Here is a 20543-nt window from a genome sequence, read left to right as displayed (position 1 = left end):
TCGTCCTGCGTAGACGGTGACAGAGCCTGAATAACATATTCGTTTGCTGGATTCTGCTCACCGTGTATCGACGTTTGACCCCATAAGGGGAGTAAACGATGTGAGTCCCGGGGAATTTTCCCCCGGATAAATCCAGGAGCACAAGCTAATGGCATTAAATCTTCAAGACAAACAAGCGATTGTTGCTGAAGTCAGCGAAGTGGCCAAAGGCGCGCTGTCTGCTGTCGTTGCGGATTCTCGCGGCGTTACAGTGGGTAAAATGACTGAACTGCGTAAAGCAGGTCGTGAAGCCGGCGTATACATGCGTGTTGTTCGCAACACCTTGCTGCGTCGCGTCGTGGAAGGCACTCCGTTTGAATGCCTGAAAGACACGTTTGTCGGTCCGACCCTGATTGCATTTTCTAACGAACACCCGGGCGCAGCCGCTCGCCTGTTCAAGGCTTTTGCCAAAGAAAACGCAAAATTCGAGGTTAAAGCAGCAGCCTTTGAAGGTGAAGTTATCACGGCGGCCAATATCGATCGCCTGGCAACTCTGCCGACTTACGATGAAGCTATCGCACGCCTGATGTCGGCCATGAAAGAAGCCTCCGCAGGCAAACTGGTCCGTACTCTTGCTGCACTGCGCGATCAGAAAGAAGCGGCTTAATTGCCGGTGGCTTTCGGTTGCTATTGCGAACGTATAAACACTTTCTGAATCTTAGGAATAATTGTTATGTCTATCACTAAAGAACAAATTCTGGACGCAGTTGCTGAAATGTCCGTTATGGACGTGGTTGAACTGATTTCCATGATGGAAACCAAATTCGGCGTTTCTGCCGCCACCGCGGTTGCTGTTGCTGCCGGCCCGGCTGAAGTTGTTGAAGAAAAGACCGAATTTGACGTTGTCCTGACCGCTATCGGCGGTAACAAGGTATCCGTTATCAAAGCCGTTCGTAGCGCCACCGGTCTGGGCCTGAAAGAAGCCAAAGACCTGGTTGAATCCGCTCCGGCGACCATGAAAGAAGGCGTTAACAAAGACGACGCCGAAGCTCTTAAGAAAGCCCTGGAAGAAGCGGGTGCTTCTGTTGAGATCAAATAAGACCTTTTGTACGGCAGCCTGATTCTAGGCTGATGGCTGGTGACTTTTGGGTCACCAGCCTTTTTGCGCTGTAAGGCGTCAGTGGGATTTCACACTATTTAACCACTGATTAACCTCAATATCTTTCTCTATCGACGACTTAATATACTGCATCTCCTGTAAAACCTCCCTGGTTTAACAAAATGCAATGAAATGGTTTAAGAGTGATAGAAACAGGTATTGCGGAAGGCATTGTCGCTTTCCGAACGAATACATACCCGGTAGATGTCGAGTTGCAGGGTATAAAATAGTGTTGCATGACCTGTCCTATTAGGGCGGACAGAGTGGGTCACTGATCAGCGAGCTGAGGAACCCTATGGTTTACTCCTATACCGAAAAAAAACGCATTCGTAAGGATTTTGGGAAACGTCCCCAAGTGTTGGACATCCCATATCTCCTTTCTATACAGCTTGACTCGTTCCAGAAGTTCATCGAGCAAGATCCGGAAGGTCAGTACGGATTGGAAGCAGCATTCCGTTCTGTGTTCCCCATTCAGAGCTACAGCGGCAATTCGGAGCTGCAATATGTCAGTTACCGTCTAGGCGAGCCTGTATTTGATGTTAAAGAGTGTCAAATCCGCGGCGTCACGTTCTCCGCACCGTTGCGCGTTAAACTGCGTCTGGTGATTTACGAACGCGAAGCCCCGGAAGGCACGGTAAAAGACATCAAGGAACAGGAAGTCTACATGGGTGAAATACCGCTCATGACCGACAATGGGACCTTTGTGATCAACGGGACGGAGCGTGTTATCGTTTCCCAGTTGCATCGCAGCCCCGGCGTATTCTTTGATAGCGATAAAGGTAAGACGCATTCGTCCGGCAAAGTGCTGTACAACGCGCGCATCATTCCTTACCGTGGTTCCTGGCTGGATTTTGAGTTTGATCCGAAAGACAACTTATTCGTCCGTATCGACCGCCGCCGCAAATTGCCCGCCACGATCGTTTTGCGGGCTTTGAACTATTCCGCGGCGCAGATCCTGGAAACGTTCTTCGATAAAGTCATTTATGAAATCCACGATAATAAACTGCAGATGGAACTGGTTCCTGAGCGTTTACGTGGTGAAACCGCCTCGTTTGATATCGAGTCCAACGGTACCGTTTACGTTGAGAAAGGCCGCCGTATCACCGCGCGCCATATCCGCCTGCTGGAAAAAGACGGTATCGATAAAATCCAGGTGCCGGTTGAGTACATCATCGGTAAAGTGGTGGTCAAAGATTACATCGATGAAAGCACCGGTGAAATCATTTGTCCGGCCAACATGGAACTGACATTGGATCTGCTGGCGAAACTGAGCCAGGCAGGACACAAGCGTATTGAAACGCTGTTTACCAATGATTTGGACCATGGCTCTTATATTTCCGAAACCTTGCGCGTCGATCCTACCAGCGATCGCCTGAGCGCCCTGGTGGAAATCTACCGCATGATGCGTCCCGGCGAACCGCCGACCCGCGAAGCGGCTGAAAACCTGTTCGAGAACCTGTTCTTCTCCGAAGATCGCTACGACCTCTCCGCCGTGGGCCGTATGAAGTTCAATCGTTCGCTGCTGCGCGAAGAGATTGAAGGTTCCGGAATCCTCAGTAAGCTCGACATCATCGAAGTGATGAAGAAGCTGATTGATATCCGTAACGGCAAGGGTGAAGTGGATGATATCGATCATCTCGGCAACCGTCGCATCCGTTCCGTGGGCGAAATGGCGGAAAACCAGTTCCGCGTCGGCCTGGTGCGTGTTGAGCGTGCCGTGAAAGAGCGCCTGTCGCTGGGGGATCTCGATACCCTGATGCCGCAGGACATGATCAACGCCAAACCGATTTCCGCCGCGGTGAAAGAGTTCTTTGGTTCCAGCCAGCTGTCTCAATTTATGGACCAGAACAACCCATTGTCGGAAATTACCCATAAACGGCGTATCTCCGCATTGGGCCCAGGCGGTTTGACCCGTGAACGCGCGGGCTTTGAAGTTCGAGACGTGCATCCGACCCATTACGGCCGCGTGTGCCCCATCGAAACGCCTGAAGGTCCGAATATCGGTTTGATCAACTCGCTGTCTGTCTATGCGCAGACCAATGAATACGGCTTCCTTGAAACGCCGTATCGCCGGGTGCGCGAAGAAGTGGTCACCGATGAGATCCATTACCTGTCCGCCATTGAAGAGGGCAATTTCGTTATTGCCCAGGCCAATACCGATCTCGACGAAGAAGGCCATTTCGTTGACGATTTGATTACGTGCCGCAGCAAAGGCGAATCCAGCCTGTTCACTCGCGATCAGGTGGACTATATGGACGTTTCAACCCAGCAGATCGTTTCGGTGGGTGCGTCGCTGATTCCGTTCCTGGAACACGATGACGCCAACCGTGCGCTGATGGGTGCGAACATGCAACGTCAGGCCGTTCCTACGCTGCGTGCCGACAAGCCGCTGGTAGGTACCGGTATGGAACGCGCCGTGGCGGTCGACTCCGGTGTCACCGCGGTCGCCAAACGCGGCGGTACCATTCAGTATGTCGATGCGTCTCGTATCGTGATTAACGTCAATCCTGATGAAATGGTGGCGGGCGAAGCGGGCATCGATATCTACAACCTGACCAAGTATACCCGTTCCAACCAGAACACCTGCATCAGCCAGATGCCGTGCGTGTCCCTGGGTGAACCGGTTGAACGCGGCGATGTGCTGGCCGACGGTCCGTCCACCGATCTGGGTGAACTGGCGCTGGGTCAGAACATGCGCGTGGCGTTCATGCCGTGGAACGGCTACAACTTCGAAGACTCCATTCTGGTTTCCGAACGTGTGGTCCAGGAAGATCGTTTCACTACGATTCACATCCAGGAGCTGGCCTGCGTGTCCCGCGATACCAAGCTGGGGCCTGAAGAAATCACCGCCGACATCCCGAATGTGGGTGAAGCGGCGCTTTCCAAGCTGGATGAATCCGGGATTGTCTACATCGGCGCGGAAGTGACCGGCGGCGATATCCTGGTGGGCAAAGTGACGCCGAAGGGCGAAACCCAGCTGACCCCGGAAGAAAAGCTGCTGCGCGCCATCTTTGGTGAAAAAGCGTCGGACGTCAAAGATTCGTCGCTGCGAGTGCCGAACGGCGTGTCCGGTACGGTTATCGACGTGCAGGTCTTTACCCGCGACGGCGTGGAAAAAGACAAACGTGCGCTGGAAATCGAAGAGATGCAGCTCAAGCAGGCCAAAAAGGACCTGACGGAAGAGCTGCAGATTTTTGAAGCCGGGCTGTTTGCCCGTATCCATGACGTGCTGGTGTCCGGCGGCATCGAAGACGAGAAGCTGTCCAAACTGACGCGTGAGCGTTGGCTGGAGCTGGGTCTCGGCGACGAAGACAAGCAGAATCAGCTTGAGCAGCTGGCGGAACAGTACGACGAACTGAAAACCGTGTTCGAGAAGAAGCTGGAAGCGAAACGCCGCAAGATCACGCAGGGCGATGACCTGGCTCCGGGCGTGCTGAAAATCGTCAAGGTGTACCTGGCGGTCAAGCGCCAGATTCAGCCGGGCGACAAGATGGCCGGCCGGCACGGGAACAAGGGTGTTATCTCCAAGATCAACCCGATCGAGGATATGCCTTACGATGAAAACGGCGTGCCGGTGGATATCGTACTGAACCCCTTGGGCGTACCGTCCCGTATGAACATCGGCCAGATCCTGGAAACCCATCTGGGCATGGCGGCTAAAGGTATCGGCGACAAGATCAACGCCATGCTGAAAAAGCACGAGGATGTGGCGAAGCTGCGCGAGTTCATCCAGAAAGCCTACGATCTGGGGGATGATGTCCGCCAGAAAGTGGATCTGGCCACCTTCAGCGATGACGAAGTGCTGCGTTTGGCGGAGAATCTGAAGAAGGGTATGCCCATCGCGACACCGGTGTTTGACGGCGCCAAAGAAAAAGAAATCAAGGAATTGCTGCAATTGGGCGGTCTGCCTACTTCCGGTCAGATTACCTTGTTTGACGGCCGTACCGGCGAGCAGTTCGAGCGGCAGGTCACCGTGGGCTACATGTACATGCTGAAACTCAACCATTTGGTTGATGACAAGATGCATGCGCGTTCCACCGGTTCCTACAGCCTGGTCACCCAGCAGCCGCTGGGCGGTAAGGCGCAGTTCGGCGGCCAACGCTTTGGTGAGATGGAAGTATGGGCACTGGAAGCGTATGGCGCGGCCTATACCCTGCAGGAAATGCTGACTGTCAAGTCGGATGATGTTAACGGTCGTACCAAGATGTACAAAAACATCGTGGATGGCAATCATACGATGGAACCAGGCATGCCGGAGTCCTTTAACGTGTTGCTGAAGGAAATCCGCTCTCTGGGCATCAACATCGAGCTGGAAGAAGAGTAATTTAACCCCTATGGCTTTCCGGCCGCAGGAAGATGGCAAGTGAGCGAGCCCGATGAGCTTACCTAGGTAAGTGATTCGGGTGAGCGGGTACAGCCGGCGCATCTGCGGTTTGAAAGATGACGGGGGGTTCGGCTCGGGTGCGTTCGCACCGGTTATCAGGGCGCCTGAGCGTTTCAGGCGCCTAACAGGTCTAACTCCGACAGGAGCCAATCCGTGAAAGATTTACTTAAGTTTCTGAAAGCACAAACCAAGACCGAAGAGTTTGATGCGATCAAAATTGCTCTGGCCTCGCCAGATATGATCCGTTCCTGGTCGTTCGGCGAAGTGAAGAAGCCGGAAACCATCAACTACCGTACGTTCAAACCTGAACGCGACGGGCTTTTCTGCGCCCGTATTTTCGGGCCGGTTAAAGATTACGAATGCTTGTGCGGTAAGTACAAGCGGTTGAAGCACCGCGGCGTGATTTGTGAAAAATGCGGTGTTGAAGTGACCCAGACCAAAGTGCGCCGCGAGCGCATGGGTCATATCGAGCTGGCTTCGCCGACAGCGCATATTTGGTTCTTGAAATCGTTGCCTTCGCGCATCGGTTTGTTGCTGGATATGCCGCTGCGTGATATCGAGCGCGTGCTGTATTTTGAATCTTATGTGGTGGTTGAAGGCGGCATGACCAACCTGGAGCGCCGCCAGATCCTGACTGAAGAACAGTATCTGGACGCCCTAGAAGAGTTTGGTGATGAGTTTGACGCCAAGATGGGCGCCGAAGCCATTCAGGCCCTGTTGAAAAACATGGACCTGGAAGCGGAATGCGAAACCCTGCGTGAAGAGCTGAATGAAACCAACTCCGAAACCAAGCGCAAGAAGCTGACCAAGCGTATCAAGCTGCTGGAAGCATTCGTTCAGTCCGGTAATAAACCGGAATGGATGATCCTGACGGTGCTGCCGGTGTTGCCGCCGGATCTGCGTCCGCTGGTGCCGCTGGACGGCGGCCGTTTTGCCACCTCCGATCTGAACGATCTCTATCGCCGGGTGATAAACCGTAACAACCGTTTGAAACGTCTGCTGGATCTGGCTGCGCCGGATATCATCGTACGCAATGAAAAACGTATGCTGCAGGAAGCAGTGGATGCGCTGTTGGATAACGGCCGTCGCGGTCGCGCCATTACCGGTTCCAACAAGCGTCCGCTGAAATCCCTGGCCGACATGATCAAAGGCAAGCAGGGGCGTTTCCGTCAGAACCTGCTGGGTAAACGCGTCGACTATTCCGGTCGTTCCGTGATTACCGTGGGTCCGTACCTGCGTCTGCATCAGTGCGGCCTGCCGAAGAAGATGGCGCTGGAACTGTTCAAACCCTTCATCTACGGCAAGCTTGAGCTGCGTGGCCTCGCCACCACCATCAAAGCCGCCAAGAAAATGGTTGAACGCGAAGAAGCCGTGGTCTGGGATATCCTGGATGAAGTTATCCGCGAACACCCGGTGTTGCTGAACCGTGCGCCGACTCTGCACCGTCTGGGTATCCAGGCGTTTGAGCCGGTGTTGATTGAAGGTAAAGCCATTCAGCTTCACCCGCTGGTGTGCGCGGCGTACAACGCCGACTTCGACGGTGACCAGATGGCCGTTCACGTACCGCTGACGCTGGAAGCCCAGTTGGAAGCCCGTGCGCTGATGATGTCCACCAACAACATCCTGTCGCCGGCCAACGGCGAGCCGATTATCGTTCCGTCCCAGGACGTGGTGCTGGGTCTGTATTACATGACCCGCGACCGGGTGAACGGTAAAGGCGAAGGCATGGTCTTGACCGGGCCGAAAGAAGCGGAACGCATCTATCGGGGTGGTATCGCCGAGCTGCATGCGCGCGTCAAAGTGCGTATCACAGAGTATGCCAAGAACGAAGACGGCGAGCTTATTGAAAATACCCACATCGTCGACACCACCGTAGGCCGTGCGATTTTGTGGATGATCGTGCCGAAGGGATTGCCGTTCGCCCTGGTCAATCAGGCGCTGGGTAAGAAAGCCATCTCCAAGATGCTGAATACCTGTTATCGCGTGCTGGGCCTGAAGCCTACGGTTATCTTCGCCGACCAGATCATGTATACCGGTTTTGCCTATGCGGCCCGTTCAGGATCGTCGGTAGGTATCGATGATATGGTTATCCCGGCCAAGAAAGCGGGGATCATCGAAGAAGCCGAAGCCGAAGTGGCCGAAATCCAGGAGCAGTTCCAGTCTGGTTTGGTGACCGCCGGCGAACGCTACAACAAGGTTATCGATATCTGGGCCGCGGCTAACGAACGTGTTGCCAAGGCGATGATGGATAACCTGTCCACCGAATCGGTGATTAACCGAGACGGCGTGGAAGAGCGCCAGGTTTCCTTCAACAGCATCTTTATGATGGCCGACTCCGGCGCCCGTGGTTCGGCGGCACAGATTCGCCAATTGGCGGGTATGCGCGGCCTGATGGCCAAGCCTGACGGCTCCATCATTGAAACGCCTATTACCGCGAACTTCCGTGAAGGCCTGAACGTACTCCAGTACTTCATCTCCACTCACGGTGCTCGTAAAGGTCTGGCGGATACCGCGCTGAAAACGGCGAACTCCGGTTACCTGACCCGCCGTCTGGTGGACGTGGCGCAGGATCTGGTGGTTACCGAGGACGACTGCGGCACCCATGCCGGTGTTACCATGACCCCGGTTATCGAGGGCGGCGATGTTAAAGAGCCGCTGCGCGAACGTGTGCTGGGACGTGTTACCGCTGAAGACGTACTGAAACCGGGTACCGCCGATATACTGGTGGAACGCAATACCCTGCTGAACGAACAATGGTGTGATGTCCTGGAAGAGAACTCCGTGGATACCATCAAGGTTCGCTCGGTGGTGACCTGTGAAACCGACTTCGGTGTGTGCGCCAACTGCTACGGCCGTGATTTGGCCCGCGGGCATCTGGTGAACAAGGGTGAATCCATCGGTGTTATCGCCGCGCAGTCTATCGGCGAGCCGGGCACCCAGTTGACCATGCGTACGTTCCACATCGGTGGTGCCGCTTCCCGTAATGCCGCCGAATCGAGCATTCAGGTGAAAAACAAGGGTACCGTGCGGTTGAATAACGCCAAGTTTGTTATCAACGGCGCCGGTAAACTGGTGATCACTTCCCGTAACACGGAACTGAAACTGATCGATGAATTCGGCCGTACCAAGGAAAGCTATAAAGTGCCTTACGGCGCGGTCATGGGCAAAGGTGACGGTTCTGAAGTGTTGGGCGGCGAAACGGTTGCCAACTGGGACCCGCATACCATGCCGGTTATCACTGAAGTAAGCGGCTTTATGCGCTTCACCGATATGATCGACGGCCAGACCATTACCCGCCAGACCGATGAGCTGACCGGCTTGTCCTCTATCGTGGTGCTGGATACGGCTGAACGTACCGGTGGCGGTAAAGACTTGCGTCCGGCGCTGAAAATCGTTGATGCCAGCGGCAATGATGTACTGATTCCGGGCACCGATATGCCGGCCCAGTACTTCCTGCCGGGTAAAACCATTGTCCAGTTGGAAGACGGTGTGCAAATCACCGGCGGGGACACTCTGGCGCGTCTGCCGCAGGAATCCAGCGGTACCAAGGATATTACCGGTGGTCTGCCGCGCGTTGCCGATTTGTTCGAAGCGCGCCGGCCGAAAGAACCGGCTATCCTGGCGGAAATCAGCGGTATCGTATCCTTCGGTAAAGAAACCAAAGGCAAACGTCGCCTGGTGATTTCGCCGGTGGACGGCAGCGATGCTTACGAAGAGATGATCCCGAAATGGCGTCAGCTTAACGTATTTGAAGGCGAACGCGTGGAACGCGGCGACGTGATCTCCGATGGACCGGAATCGCCCCATGACATTCTGCGTCTGCGCGGCGTGCATGCGGTGACCCGCTACATCGTTAACGAAGTGCAGGACGTCTACCGTCTGCAGGGCGTTAAGATTAACGATAAGCATATCGAAGTTATCGTTCGTCAGATGTTGCGTAAAGCCACCATCGTCAACGCCGGCGGCACCGACTTCCTGGAAGGCGAACAGGCTGAATATTCACGGGTCAAGATTGCCAACCGCCAGCTGGCGGAGGACGACAAGATCGAAATGACCTTCAGCCGGGATCTCTTGGGTATAACCAAGGCATCCCTGGCCACGGAGTCCTTTATCTCCGCGGCATCGTTCCAGGAAACAACGCGGGTGCTTACTGAAGCCGCCGTTGCCGGGAAACGTGATGAACTGCGCGGTCTGAAAGAGAACGTGATTGTCGGCCGACTGATCCCTGCCGGGACCGGTTATGCCTACCATCAGGATCGTGCCCGTCGCCGCGCCCTGGGCGAAGTGCCGGTTGTACCGTCGGTCACCGCTGATGAAGCCTCCGCCAATATGGCGGAACTGCTGAATGCGGGCTTAGGCGGTAATAACGATAAATAATCGTTATTGCAGCAACGCAATAGCCGTCCCTTAGGGGGGCGGCTTTTTTTTGAGGTTAAGATTATTTAAGTTAACGTGCTTCTTATTGTATATAAGCAGATATTCATCATGAGACAATAAGCTAAAAAGTAATTATATACACTTAGTAAATATAAAGCGCCTGAATTTACCCCTTGTTTTATGGTGTTCTATTGCCTCATTGGAAAATTAACACCCAAGTTCCTTTTAATAAATATCATAATTTCATCAAGATGTTTTTCTTTTCAATCTAGATAATGTGATTACGAATAATATATTTTCAAAAGCTGAAAATATTCCTATTACGTGAATCGTGATTCATTATTTTATAAATAAATAAAATTCATATTTGTGAAGTTATTTCTTGATTGCGGGGCGCACTGAAAAGCACGCCCTGCATCATTAAAAGGAGAATTTAATGCCAGGTAAACCTCCATATCCTTCATCCGATAATAATACCGGTTCGTGCCGGTCATTTGCCTCAAGTCGTCAGGATTTCCCTTTGTGGCGACCTGTTGCCTGGGCAATCATTGCGGCGCAGGTCATGTTACCCCTCGGTGTGGCTTTTGCTCCGGCGGGGGCGGCATCCGTCGCCGCCTCGGTAGAGAAGCCGGCCAAGAACGTTCTATTGAATAATGACGATTCATCGACCGCGCAAGAATCCATAGAAAATAAAATCGCCGGGGGAGCCATGTCGGCAGGCCACCTGCTGACTGCGCAACAGAGCGATAAAGCGGCGCTTGGTATGGCGCGGTCGGCGCTGGCAGGCGGAGCAGGCCAATATGCTAAAGACTGGTTTGATCAATTCGGCACCGTGCGGTTACAGCTCAATCTCAATGAGCGATTCAAACTGGACAATAGTGCGCTGGATCTCTTGGTGCCGTTATATGAAAATCAGGATGCCATGGTATTCAGCCAATGGGGGATACGGAATAAAGATCACCGCAATACCGGTAATATCGGCGGCGGCGTGCGAACCTTTCACGGCGATTGGATGTACGGGCTAAATACTTTTTATGATAATGACTTCACCGGTAAAAATCGCCGGGCCGGAATCGGCGCGGAAGCCTGGACCCATTACCTGAAATTATCGGCCAACAGCTATTTCCGCTTGAGTAATTGGCGCCAATCGCGGGATTTCGAGGATTATAACGAACGACCGGCCAACGGTTATGACCTGCGTGCCGAGGCTTTTCTGCCGTCGCATCCGCAATTGGGCGGCAAGCTGATGTATGAAAGCTATCGCGGCGACGAGATAGCGTTATTTGGCAAAAACAATCGGCAAAGAGATCCCTATGCGTTTACCCTAGGGCTTAATTACACGCCTTTTCCGCTATTAACCCTTGGTGGCGAGCATCGCCAGGGTAAGAGCGGGCAGCAGGATTCCCGTATCAATCTGCAAATCAATTACCGGCTCGGGGATTCGTGGCTTGCCCAGGTGGACCCATCGGCTGTGGCGGCCGGGCGAACCCTGTCCGGCAGCCGTTATGACCTAGTGGAGCGCAACAATCATATCGTTCTGGACTATCAAAAGCAGGAGGTTATCCGCCTGCTGATGCCGGAACAATTGAACGGGAATTCCGGCCAACAACTCATCATTACTGCCCAGGTTACCGCAACCCATGCCTTGGACCGTGTAGAGTGGAACGCTACGGAATTGATCGCCGCCGGCGGTTCCATCACGCAATCGGCGCCCCATATCCTGTCGGTCACTTTGCCGCCCTATCTGCCCGCCGGCGCGACAAACCGGTATACCATTGGCGCAACGGCCCATGATAAAAAAGGCAATGCTTCAAACCCTGCCTATACCCGGCTTACGGTGTCCGGCCAAGGCATCAGCCTGGCGTCGACGCCCACCACGGCAATGCCGGACAGACTACCGGCGGATGGTATTTCCACCAGCCTGCTATCCATCACTTTGAGGGATGAGACCCTTCAGCCGGTGAGTGGAATGGCGGATGCGCTGACGATGGACATAACGTTTGAAACCGGTGACGGCGAACCCTTCGCGGCGGCAAGCGCCGGCGTTTCCGGCGCCGCGCCGGCGGCGGGTGCTATCAGTGAAACCGCCGTCGGCGTCTATTCGGCCACCCTCACCGCCGGCAGCCATCCGGGACGGGCGGTCATTACTCCGATGATTCACGGACAAGCGTTGAAGCCAATCAACGTTAGCCTGCGGTCGGTAGGCTTGGATCGTAGCCTTTCAAGGCTTGATATCAGCAGCGACAGCATTCTTGCCGATGGCGCCGAACAGGCGACGGTAGTCTTCAGCGCCAAGGATGGTTCCGGCAATGACCTTACCGGCCTCGGTCCGAGATTGGTGTTTGATATGACGCCGTTAGAGGGTGCTGTGTTGACCGATATAAGTGAAGATAACGGTAGCTACAGCAGCTCTTTGAAGGGCACTCAACCGGGGGAGGTGACCATTACGCCGGTTCTGGACGGCGTTAAGATGGTGGCTTTAGCTAAAACCGTCCGCCTGCGCGATGCCCAGGCATATGAAGGCCATTCCGATTTCAGCGTGGACGAGGATACGCTTACGGTGGGCAAGGGCTTCACTATGCTGAGCTTCACCGCCAGGGATAAGAGCGGGGAGCCGGTGAAAGGGTTGGCGGAGCGCTTGGCATTTATCGCTGCGCCATCAGCGGGGATCTCGATTTCAGACATTGTGGAGACCGACGGGAATTATACCGCCCGGCTGAGCGGACTCAGAGCGGGTAGGGTAGAGGTGGCGCCGTCAATCGACGGCCAGCAGTTAAGCGGCTTGATGAAAACGGTCACCTTAACGCCAGGCCCGTTCAGCGAGCTTAATCCCTCCTTCAGCATCAGCGCAGACAAGCTTATCGCCGATGATGAAGATAGCGTAGAGCTTAGACTGATACCGCGGGATGAATATGGCAACGTGACCAAAACTGTAGGTAGAATCTACTTTCATCTTTCATCGATAGCGGGTTTTAGACAAGAAAATGCGCAGTTTGATGACAATGGGACCTACGTTGCCAAATTGTTCGGTACCGTGCCGGGAAATTATACGATAACGCCGGCGGTTGAAGGCAATCGCTTGGAGAGTCTGAGTAAACCCATCACCCTTATGGCGGTGGAGGTGGATACAACCGAATCAGCCTTTGAAATCGATAAGGATACGCTGGCGGCGGATAATACCGAGACCGCAACGCTGACATTTTTTGCCAAGGATGCGCGGGGCCGCCCGATAACCGGTATGGGAGCCCGGCTTGCCTTCAACGCCTCGCCGGAGGAAAATATTACCCTTTCAGCCTTAAGCGAGAGCGGCGGCGTGTATACCGCCACCGTGCGGGGCGCTAAACCCGGCATAGTCAGGTTCGCCCCCAAAGTGGACGGTGCCCAAATCAGCGCAATGACGAAAGAGCTGAACTTCACTCCTGGCGGCATTGATTTAAAAATCAGTGTGGACAAGGCGGAGGCGAAAGCTAAAGCCGGCGAGCAGATGATGTTGACGGTGGCAGCCACTCTTGAAGACGGTTCGCCGGCCGGGGATGTGCTCATCGATATTCACTCCCTTGGCGCCGTCAATCGGCAAAACAGATCGGAAAGCGTCACGCTGTTGATTAACGATGCGCCAAAATATGAAGGCAGAGTGGTGATGGCGACGGGCCAAATCAGCATCCCGTTAACCGACCCCTCGGGCAAAGGGGTTAAGACCACCATTGAGGTCACCGCGCGCGATGGAAAAACCGTGACAAAAGACGTGATATTTACCGTAGCCACCAGCCCCGATGTCCCGGTGGCCAATTATTATGGCCATATGGCGGAGTCCATCGGCGGTATCCAGCGGCCCAGGCTTGCCTCAGAATTCACCAGCGGCGGCAGTGAGAGTTTCAACAACGAAAATTGGGCAGTGGCGCGTTATCCGCTGGCAAGCTCATACTGCACATTGCCGTCCTTTACTTCTCTGGATGCAGCCTATAGTTCGATGCGTTCGAGCGGATGGCCTTTATCACCCGGCGGCTTTACTTGGTCTGGTACGGCAGCCTCTATTGTTATAACCGGGCCGGCCGTCGAAGCTCTTAACAACCAGAACGGACAGAAATTGCTCATGGAGACATCCGGCGAGAACGAGGGATTTGTGGCATGCGCCAGTTGAAAACTGTTCCGCTTCGTAAAATAAAGTAACGCAGGAAAATCCAGACCGTCGGCGGGACTGGTGACTGTCCCGCCGCTAAGTCAAGCTAACATCTTTAACGTGCTCGCCATCGCTTATTCAATCAGCGTCGGCATCCTGCCCAGATAACTGTCCCAATCCTTCCATACCGGCTGCAAACCCGACTGCAGCAGCATCTGCTCCACCTCCTGTACCGAGCGGTTATCATGGGGCTCGAATTGTTCCAGCTCCGGCGTGCCGCCGGCATAGCCTCCCGGCTGCGTCTTGGAACCGGCGCTAACGCTATTTACCACGATGGGTACCGCATGGTCGCGAAACCAAGGGGACTCGCGGGTAGACAGCGAAATTTCCACATCCGGCGCCAGCAGGCGAAAGGCGCACATCACCTGTAAAAGCTGTGATTCGTCCATCAGCGATGCCGGCGTAATTCCCCCGGCGCAGGGCCGCAAGCGGGGAAAGGAGAGGGAATAGCGGCTCTGCCAATGGTTTTTTTGCAGATAAAGTAAATGTTCGGCCACCATATAGCAGTCTGTGCGCCAGTTGTCGGACAAGCCGATCAGCGCCCCCAGCCCGATCTTGTCGATCCCGGCCCGCGCCAGGCGATCCGGCGTTTCCAGCCGCCAGGCAAAATCCATTTTCTGCCCGCGCAGATGGTGCCGCTGATAGGTCGGCTGATGATAGGTTTCCTGATAGACCATGACGCCGTCCAGGCCGAGGGCTTTCAGCTCGGCGTAATTCTCTTGGGATAACGGCTGCACTTCCATCATGAGGGAACTGAAATAGTCGCGGATCAACGGCACATAACGTCGAAAGTAGTCCATGCCGACCTTGCTTTTATGCTCGCCGGTCACCAGCAGCACGTTTTCAAAGCCCCGGTCCCGGATCGCCTGGCACTCCGCGATAATCTCCTGCTCGTCCAGAGTCTTGCGCTTAAGGCGATTGCTCATGGAAAAACCGCAATAGGTACAATCATTGGAACAGAGGTTCGAGAGATAAAGCGGCAGATACAGATTCACCACGTTGCCGAAGCGTTGACGGGTCAGCTGCTGGGCGCGCTGGGCCAAGGGCTCAAGGTAGGGCTGGGCCGCCGGGGACAGAAGCGCCATAAAATCATTCAGGCCGGGCCGTTCGGCGGTTAATGCCCGCTCTACATCCCGGGCTTGCTTGGCATTGATGCCAAGACCGGCATCCTCCCAAGAGATGCGCTGCCAGTGGTTGATAAAAGAATCCATCAGGCCGCTCCTTCCACAGGCTGTTCGCTGTGGCGCAGAAAATCCGTTAACGGGCTGGTGGCGCTGGCCTGGAGTTGACGCGGCGCCAGGCCGGCGTGCCGGCATGACTCGCCGGCTTCCAGCGCCAGCCGGAAGGCGCGGGCCATGGCCACCGGGTCACGGGCCACGGCGATGGCGGTATTCACCAATACCGCATCGGCCCCCATTTCCAGCGCTTCCAATGCCTGGCTCGGGGCGCCGATACCGGCGTCCACCACCACGGGAATGCCTGCCTGTTCGATGATAATCTGCAGGAAATCACGGGTTTTCAAACCTTGATTGGAGCCAATGGGCGAGCCCAGCGGCATGACCGCTCCGCAGCCGGCCTCTTCCAGGCGGCGGCATAATACCGGGTCCGCGCCGCAGTAGGGCAAAACGACAAAGCCCTCTTTCACCAGCTGTTCCGCCGCTTTGAGCGTTTCGATGGGGTCGGGCAGCAGGTATTTTACATCCGGATGGATTTCCAGCTTGATCCAATGGGTTCCCAAGGCTTCACGGGCCAGACGTGCGGCAAACACCGCCTCTTCAGCGGTCTTGGCGCCGGAGGTGTTGGGCAGCAATTTCACGCCGGCCTGGCGCAGGGCGGGCAGGATAGCGTCATTGCCGTTGCGCAGATCCACCCGGCGCATGGCCAGGGTGACCAACTGGCTGCCTGAAGCGGCCAACGCCTGCAGCATGATATCGGCGGTAGAGAATTTTCCGGTGCCGGTAAGCAACCGGGAAGTAAAGGTAGTATCGGCTATTTTCAACATGTTCAGCCTCCTGCTATGGCTTGAAAAAGTAAGATGTCGTCGCCTTCGTTAATGAGATGCCGGGGCCACTGGCTGCGGGGAATAATGGTTTGATTGATTGCCAGGGCCGCGCCTTCCGACGAATATTTCAACTGGTCCAGCAATTCCGCCAGCGAGAGCCGGTGTGAAAGCTCTATGGGCCGTTCGTTAAGGGTGATTTTCATCAAACCGGCTCCCCCTCGCTGACCTGCGCGCCGCACAGTTCGCAGTCGGCGGCGCGGGTCAGTTTAAGGGTGCGCCAGGTCATGGATTTGCCGTCAAACAGCTGCAACCGGCCGCTCAGCGGGGAAGGCAAGCCGCTGAGAATTTTCGTCGCCTCCAATGCTTGCAAGGCGCCCATAATCCCGACCACCGGCCCGACGACGCCGGCGGTACGGCAGTTGCGCTGCGGTTCGGCGGCCTCAGGGAACAGGCAAGCATAGCAGCCGTGCCGGTAGGGCGGCTGCAGCACCAAAAATTGGCCGCTGAAGCCTACCGCGCTGGCGCTTATCAAGGTTTTACCCTGTTGGACGCAGGCGGCGTTTATCTCATGGCGGGTTTGCATATTATCGCTGCAGTCCAGGATCAAATCCGCCCTCGCCACCGCGCGCGTCAACGATTCGCCCGCCAGACGCTCCTGTAATGGGATATATTTTCCCAACGGGTTAAGCGCCTGTAACTGCTGCTGCGCCACCAGGGCCTTGGAATGAGTGATATCGCCGGTTCGATAGAGAATCTGGCGTTGAAGATTGCTGACGTCCACTCGGTCGTCATCCGCCAGCAGCAGGGTACCGACCCCAGCCGCCGCCAGATACAGGGCGGCGGGGGAACCCAGGCCGCCGAGACCGGCTATCAGCACGGTTGCAGCCATTAACTTTTCCTGGCCTTCGGGACCTATCTCTTCCAGCAGCATGTGCCGGCTGTAGCGCAAAAACGCCTGGTCATTGAGCATCCGCCACCTCCCGGCCTTCTGTTTTCTGCAATAAGACAGCGGTGGCCAACCGCCAGTCCGGCGCTTTGGTGATGGCGCTTACCACCGCCACGCTGCCGACGCCGCAGTCCATTACCGCGTCCACCCGATCGATACTGATGCCGCCGATGGCCACGGTGGGAATATCCTCCAATCCGGCCGCCATGCGCTTGAGATCCGCCAGCCCCTGCGGCTGCGACGGCATGATTTTCGTCTGGGTCGGGAAGATATGGCCCAGGGCGATATAAGAGGGCCGGAACGACAACGCCCGAGCCAGTTCCTGATCGTCATGGGTGGAGAGGCCCAGGCGCAGGCCGGCGCGCTGAATAACCGACAGATCGGCGGTATCCAGGTCTTCCTGGCCCAGATGCACACCGTAAGCGCCGTGTTTCACCGCCAGCCGCCAGTAGTCGTTAATGAATATTCTGGCCTGGTATTTCCTGCCCAGCAGGATGGCGGCTTCGATATCCGGTTCTACCGCCTCGTCCGGCCGATCCTTGATCCGAAGCTGCAGGGTGGTGACGCCTGCGTCCAGCAAACGGACTATCCAGGCCAGGGAGTCCACCACCGGATAGAGCCCCAGCCGATGGGCGGTGGGGGCAAAAGGTGCGTTGAGTGCATTCATTTAGCTATCCCCGCTTCAGTGGGCGTCAGATAGATTTCCCCGCCATGGGCGCGGAATTCGGCCGACATCGTATCCATGCCGCTTTGCTGAACGTCGATGGCCTGAGCGGCGGCATAATCCCTGACTTCCTGGGAAATCTTCATTGAACAGAACTTAGGACCGCACATGGAACAAAAATGCGCCACCTTACCGGACTCCTGGGGCAGGGTTTCATCGTGGTATGCGCGTGCCGTGGCGGGGTCCAGCGCCAGGTTGAACTGATCTTCCCAGCGGAATTCAAAACGCGCCTTGGACATGGCGTTATCGCGAATTTGCGCGCCGGGGTGGCCTTTGGCCAGATCCGCAGCGTGGGCGGCGATTTTGTAGGTGATTAGCCCTTGCTTCACGTCCTCTTTATTCGGCAGGCCCAAATGTTCCTTGGGCGTGACGTAGCACAGCATGGCGCAGCCGAACCAGCCGATAAGCGCCGCGCCGATGCCGGAGGTAAAATGGTCATAACCGGGGGCGATATCGGTTGTCAGCGGTCCGAGAGTGTAAAAGGGAGCTTCGTGGCAGTGCTCCAACTGCTCGGTCATATTGCGGCGAATCATATGCATCGGGATATGGCCGGGGCCTTCTATCATGACCTGGACGTCATATTCCCACGCGATTTTGGTGAGCTCGCCAAGGGTATAGAGTTCGGCGAACTGCGCCTCATCGTTGGCGTCCTGGATGGAGCCGGGGCGCAGGCCGTCGCCCAGCGACAGCGCTACATCATAGGCGGCGCAGATTTGGCAGATTTCGCGGAAATGTTCATACAGAAAGCTTTCCTTGTGATGTGACAAACACCATTTCGCCATAATGGAACCGCCGCGGGAGACGATGCCGGTTAACCGTTTGGCGGTCATGGGCACATAGCGCAGCAGCACGCCGGCATGAATGGTAAAGTAGTCCACCCCTTGTTCCGCCTGCTCCAAGAGGGTATCGCGGAACGTTTCCCAGGTCAGATTCTCCGCCACGCCGTTGACCTTTTCCAGCGCCTGGTAGATGGGCACCGTACCGATGGGGACCGGGCTGTTGCGCAGTATCCATTCCCGTGTTTCGTGGATATAGCGTCCGGTGGAGAGATCCATTACGGTATCCGCGCCCCAGCGCGTGGACCATACCAGTTTTTCCACTTCTTCTTCGATGGAAGAACTTACCGCCGAGTTGCCGATGTTGGCATTGACCTTCACCAGAAAATTGCGGCCGATAATCATCGGCTCCGATTCGGGATGGTTGATATTGGCGGGGATGATGGCGCGGCCCTCGGCAACCTCCCGCCGCACGAATTCCGGCGTGATATTTTCCGGCAGCTCGGCGCCGAAGCCATGGCCGGGATGCTGTTGCAATAGCACCTCGCCGCGGATTCGTTCACGGCCCATGTTTTCACGCAGCGCAATGAACTCCATTTCCGGCGTCACGATACCCGCCCGGGCGTAATGTAACTGTGTGACGCAGCGCCCAGGTTTGGCGCGCTGCGGCATATGGCCCGGTGCAAAACGGATTTCATCCAGACCGTCGTCGGCACGCCGCTCCCCGCTGTAACGAGAGCTTAATTCACTGACGGTTTCGGTATCCGCCCGGCGTTCGATCCAGTTGGCACGCAACGGAAACAAACCGGCGCGTACGTCAATGGATATCTCCGGGTCGCCATAGGGTCCGGCGGTATCGTATATCGGCACCGGCTCGTTCTGTTCATATCGGGGGGCGCTTTTATCACCGCCGATCATGGTCGGACTGAGCTGTATTTCACGCATCGGCACCCGGATATCGGCACTGCTGCCCTGCAAATAAATGCGGCGGGACTGGGGGAACGCCTCGCCTTTCAGGCGGTTGATAAAATCCTGGGCCTGTGCCCGCTGTTCGCGGCGGGAAGGAGTGGTGGGTAGAGACATAGCAATTCCTTATAAAGAAGTTAGGGAAAATTGCTTGTCCGGAGCGCTACGGGAGTAATAAGACAGGGCTGGAATCATATGTCGATCGACGATGATTCTTGGCGTTGAATTACTCTTGTTCCCTTCGCGGGTATTAACCCGATCAGGTTCCGCGGATCCCGAATTAACGGTCTCAGCCTGGCGTAATGTACGCGCTAGGCACTCCGACAAGATACCGGCTCATCACGAGCCAACGTTTGCTGACAAAGTGCCCCTACTCGTTGACGCCGGGGCGATTGGTCAGCGTTGCGGCTCAGATGAGCCGAAAAGGATGCTCAGACCCGGCGTTAAGCCAGGCGCGAGGCATCCGGGTCATTATTGGCGGCGGGTTCCGAGGGCCGATAGTCCGCTCGGTGCTCCAACGCCTTTTGAATCAGCTTGTCCTCCAGCGAAAACCGGGTGCCCAGCGCCTCGCCGACGCCGGAAAGGGCTTCCTGGAACTCCATGCAGTTGTCATGATCCACGGCGGTCTCAAATTGGCTGTCATAAAACGACATGATTTGTTGCGTATTTTCCTGCAAAGCCTGGTAGATCTGCGTTATTAAAAGACGGTTGGGACCGCTTTCGTCCGCCTCCGGCACGATACGATCGTACACATGAAAATGGCCGGCGGACAGATAGTCCACGAGATGATGGCAAAAGTCGTCCAGCGCGTTTTCATCCAGAGGAGTATGCTTTTCTTTGTTGGGCTTAAGACCGATGAGATGGTAATAAGCAACCAGTAAGCCCCGGCGGGCCACCAGCCATTGGTCAATAAGTTCGTTACTGCCGCCAACCCGTTGAGCCAAGATTTCCAGCTGGTTTAACATGACAGACTCCGATGTAATAAAAGTAACGCTGCGTTATTTATCTTTTAAAGCTAAATTCTAGATTGCCAGTGAAAAAGGGGTAGTG

The 20543-nt window shown here is 55.5% G+C and carries 12 protein-coding genes and 1 riboswitch; of the genes, 5 read left to right on the top strand and 7 right to left on the bottom strand.

Going from position 1 to position 20543, the window contains the following annotated elements; all coding sequences use genetic code 11:
- Positions 1 to 148 precede the first annotated feature (148 nt).
- The 5 genes from rplJ (at position 149) to ACL2XJ_RS06590 (ending at position 14040) form a co-directional block, all read left to right on the top strand.
- Complete coding sequence (gene rplJ, locus ACL2XJ_RS06610; protein WP_132924436.1) at positions 149 to 646, top strand: 50S ribosomal protein L10; 498 nt, start codon at positions 149 to 151, stop codon at positions 644 to 646.
- A gap of 66 nt (positions 647 to 712) precedes the next feature.
- Positions 713 to 1078: a 50S ribosomal protein L7/L12 gene (gene rplL, locus ACL2XJ_RS06605; protein WP_132924438.1), complete on the top strand. Its 366-nt coding sequence runs from the start codon at positions 713 to 715 to the stop codon at positions 1076 to 1078.
- A 355-nt stretch (positions 1079 to 1433) separates the two neighbouring features.
- Positions 1434 to 5462 carry a DNA-directed RNA polymerase subunit beta gene (gene rpoB / locus ACL2XJ_RS06600; RefSeq protein WP_132924440.1) on the top strand — a complete coding sequence of 1343 codons (4029 nt, stop codon included), beginning with the start codon at positions 1434 to 1436 and terminating at the stop codon, positions 5460 to 5462.
- 213 nt (positions 5463 to 5675) lie between these two features.
- Positions 5676 to 9899: a DNA-directed RNA polymerase subunit beta' gene (gene rpoC / locus ACL2XJ_RS06595; protein ID WP_132924442.1), complete on the top strand. Its 4224-nt coding sequence runs from the start codon at positions 5676 to 5678 to the stop codon at positions 9897 to 9899.
- A gap of 562 nt (positions 9900 to 10461) precedes the next feature.
- The gene (locus ACL2XJ_RS06590) at positions 10462 to 14040 is read left to right on the top strand and encodes an inverse autotransporter beta domain-containing protein (RefSeq protein WP_413726031.1); all 3579 of its coding nucleotides are present in this window, start codon (positions 10462 to 10464) and stop codon (positions 14038 to 14040) included.
- 113 nt (positions 14041 to 14153) lie between these two features.
- Here the strand turns inward: ACL2XJ_RS06590 and thiH are convergent, their stop codons facing one another.
- The 7 genes from thiH to rsd form a co-directional block, all read right to left on the bottom strand.
- Entirely contained in the window at positions 14154 to 15290 is a 1137-nt protein-coding gene (thiH, locus tag ACL2XJ_RS06585; protein WP_413726030.1) for a 2-iminoacetate synthase ThiH, read from the bottom strand.
- A complete protein-coding gene (locus ACL2XJ_RS06580; protein ID WP_132924447.1) occupies positions 15290 to 16081 on the bottom strand; it encodes a thiazole synthase in 792 nt (263 codons plus the stop codon). Before ACL2XJ_RS06580 ends, thiH begins: the two co-directional genes overlap by 1 nt.
- 2 nt (positions 16082 to 16083) lie before the next feature.
- Positions 16084 to 16284 (bottom strand): sulfur carrier protein ThiS, encoded by a 201-nt coding sequence (thiS, locus tag ACL2XJ_RS06575; RefSeq protein ID WP_132924449.1) that lies wholly within the window; start codon positions 16282 to 16284, stop codon positions 16084 to 16086.
- Positions 16284 to 17051: a HesA/MoeB/ThiF family protein gene (locus tag ACL2XJ_RS06570; RefSeq protein WP_413726029.1), complete on the bottom strand. Its 768-nt coding sequence runs from the start codon at positions 17049 to 17051 to the stop codon at positions 16284 to 16286. Before ACL2XJ_RS06570 ends, thiS begins: the two co-directional genes overlap by 1 nt.
- The gene (thiE, locus tag ACL2XJ_RS06565; RefSeq protein WP_132924453.1) at positions 17041 to 17694 is read right to left on the bottom strand and encodes a thiamine phosphate synthase; all 654 of its coding nucleotides are present in this window, start codon (positions 17692 to 17694) and stop codon (positions 17041 to 17043) included. Before thiE ends, ACL2XJ_RS06570 begins: the two co-directional genes overlap by 11 nt.
- Positions 17691 to 19610 (bottom strand): phosphomethylpyrimidine synthase ThiC, encoded by a 1920-nt coding sequence (gene thiC / locus ACL2XJ_RS06560; RefSeq protein WP_132924455.1) that lies wholly within the window; start codon positions 19608 to 19610, stop codon positions 17691 to 17693. Before thiC ends, thiE begins: the two co-directional genes overlap by 4 nt.
- 102 nt (positions 19611 to 19712) lie before the next feature.
- Positions 19713 to 19826, bottom strand: a riboswitch (TPP riboswitch).
- A gap of 110 nt (positions 19827 to 19936) precedes the next feature.
- Entirely contained in the window at positions 19937 to 20458 is a 522-nt protein-coding gene (rsd, locus tag ACL2XJ_RS06555; protein ID WP_132924456.1) for a sigma D regulator, read from the bottom strand.
- Positions 20459 to 20543: the final 85 nt, after the last annotated feature.

Source organism: Sodalis sp. RH16 (assembly GCF_047324245.1).
Taxonomy (GTDB): domain Bacteria; phylum Pseudomonadota; class Gammaproteobacteria; order Enterobacterales; family Enterobacteriaceae; genus Acerihabitans; species Acerihabitans ligni.
The sequence above is the reverse complement of the archived record's forward strand: the minus strand, read 5'-3'. Positions and strand labels throughout refer to the sequence as shown.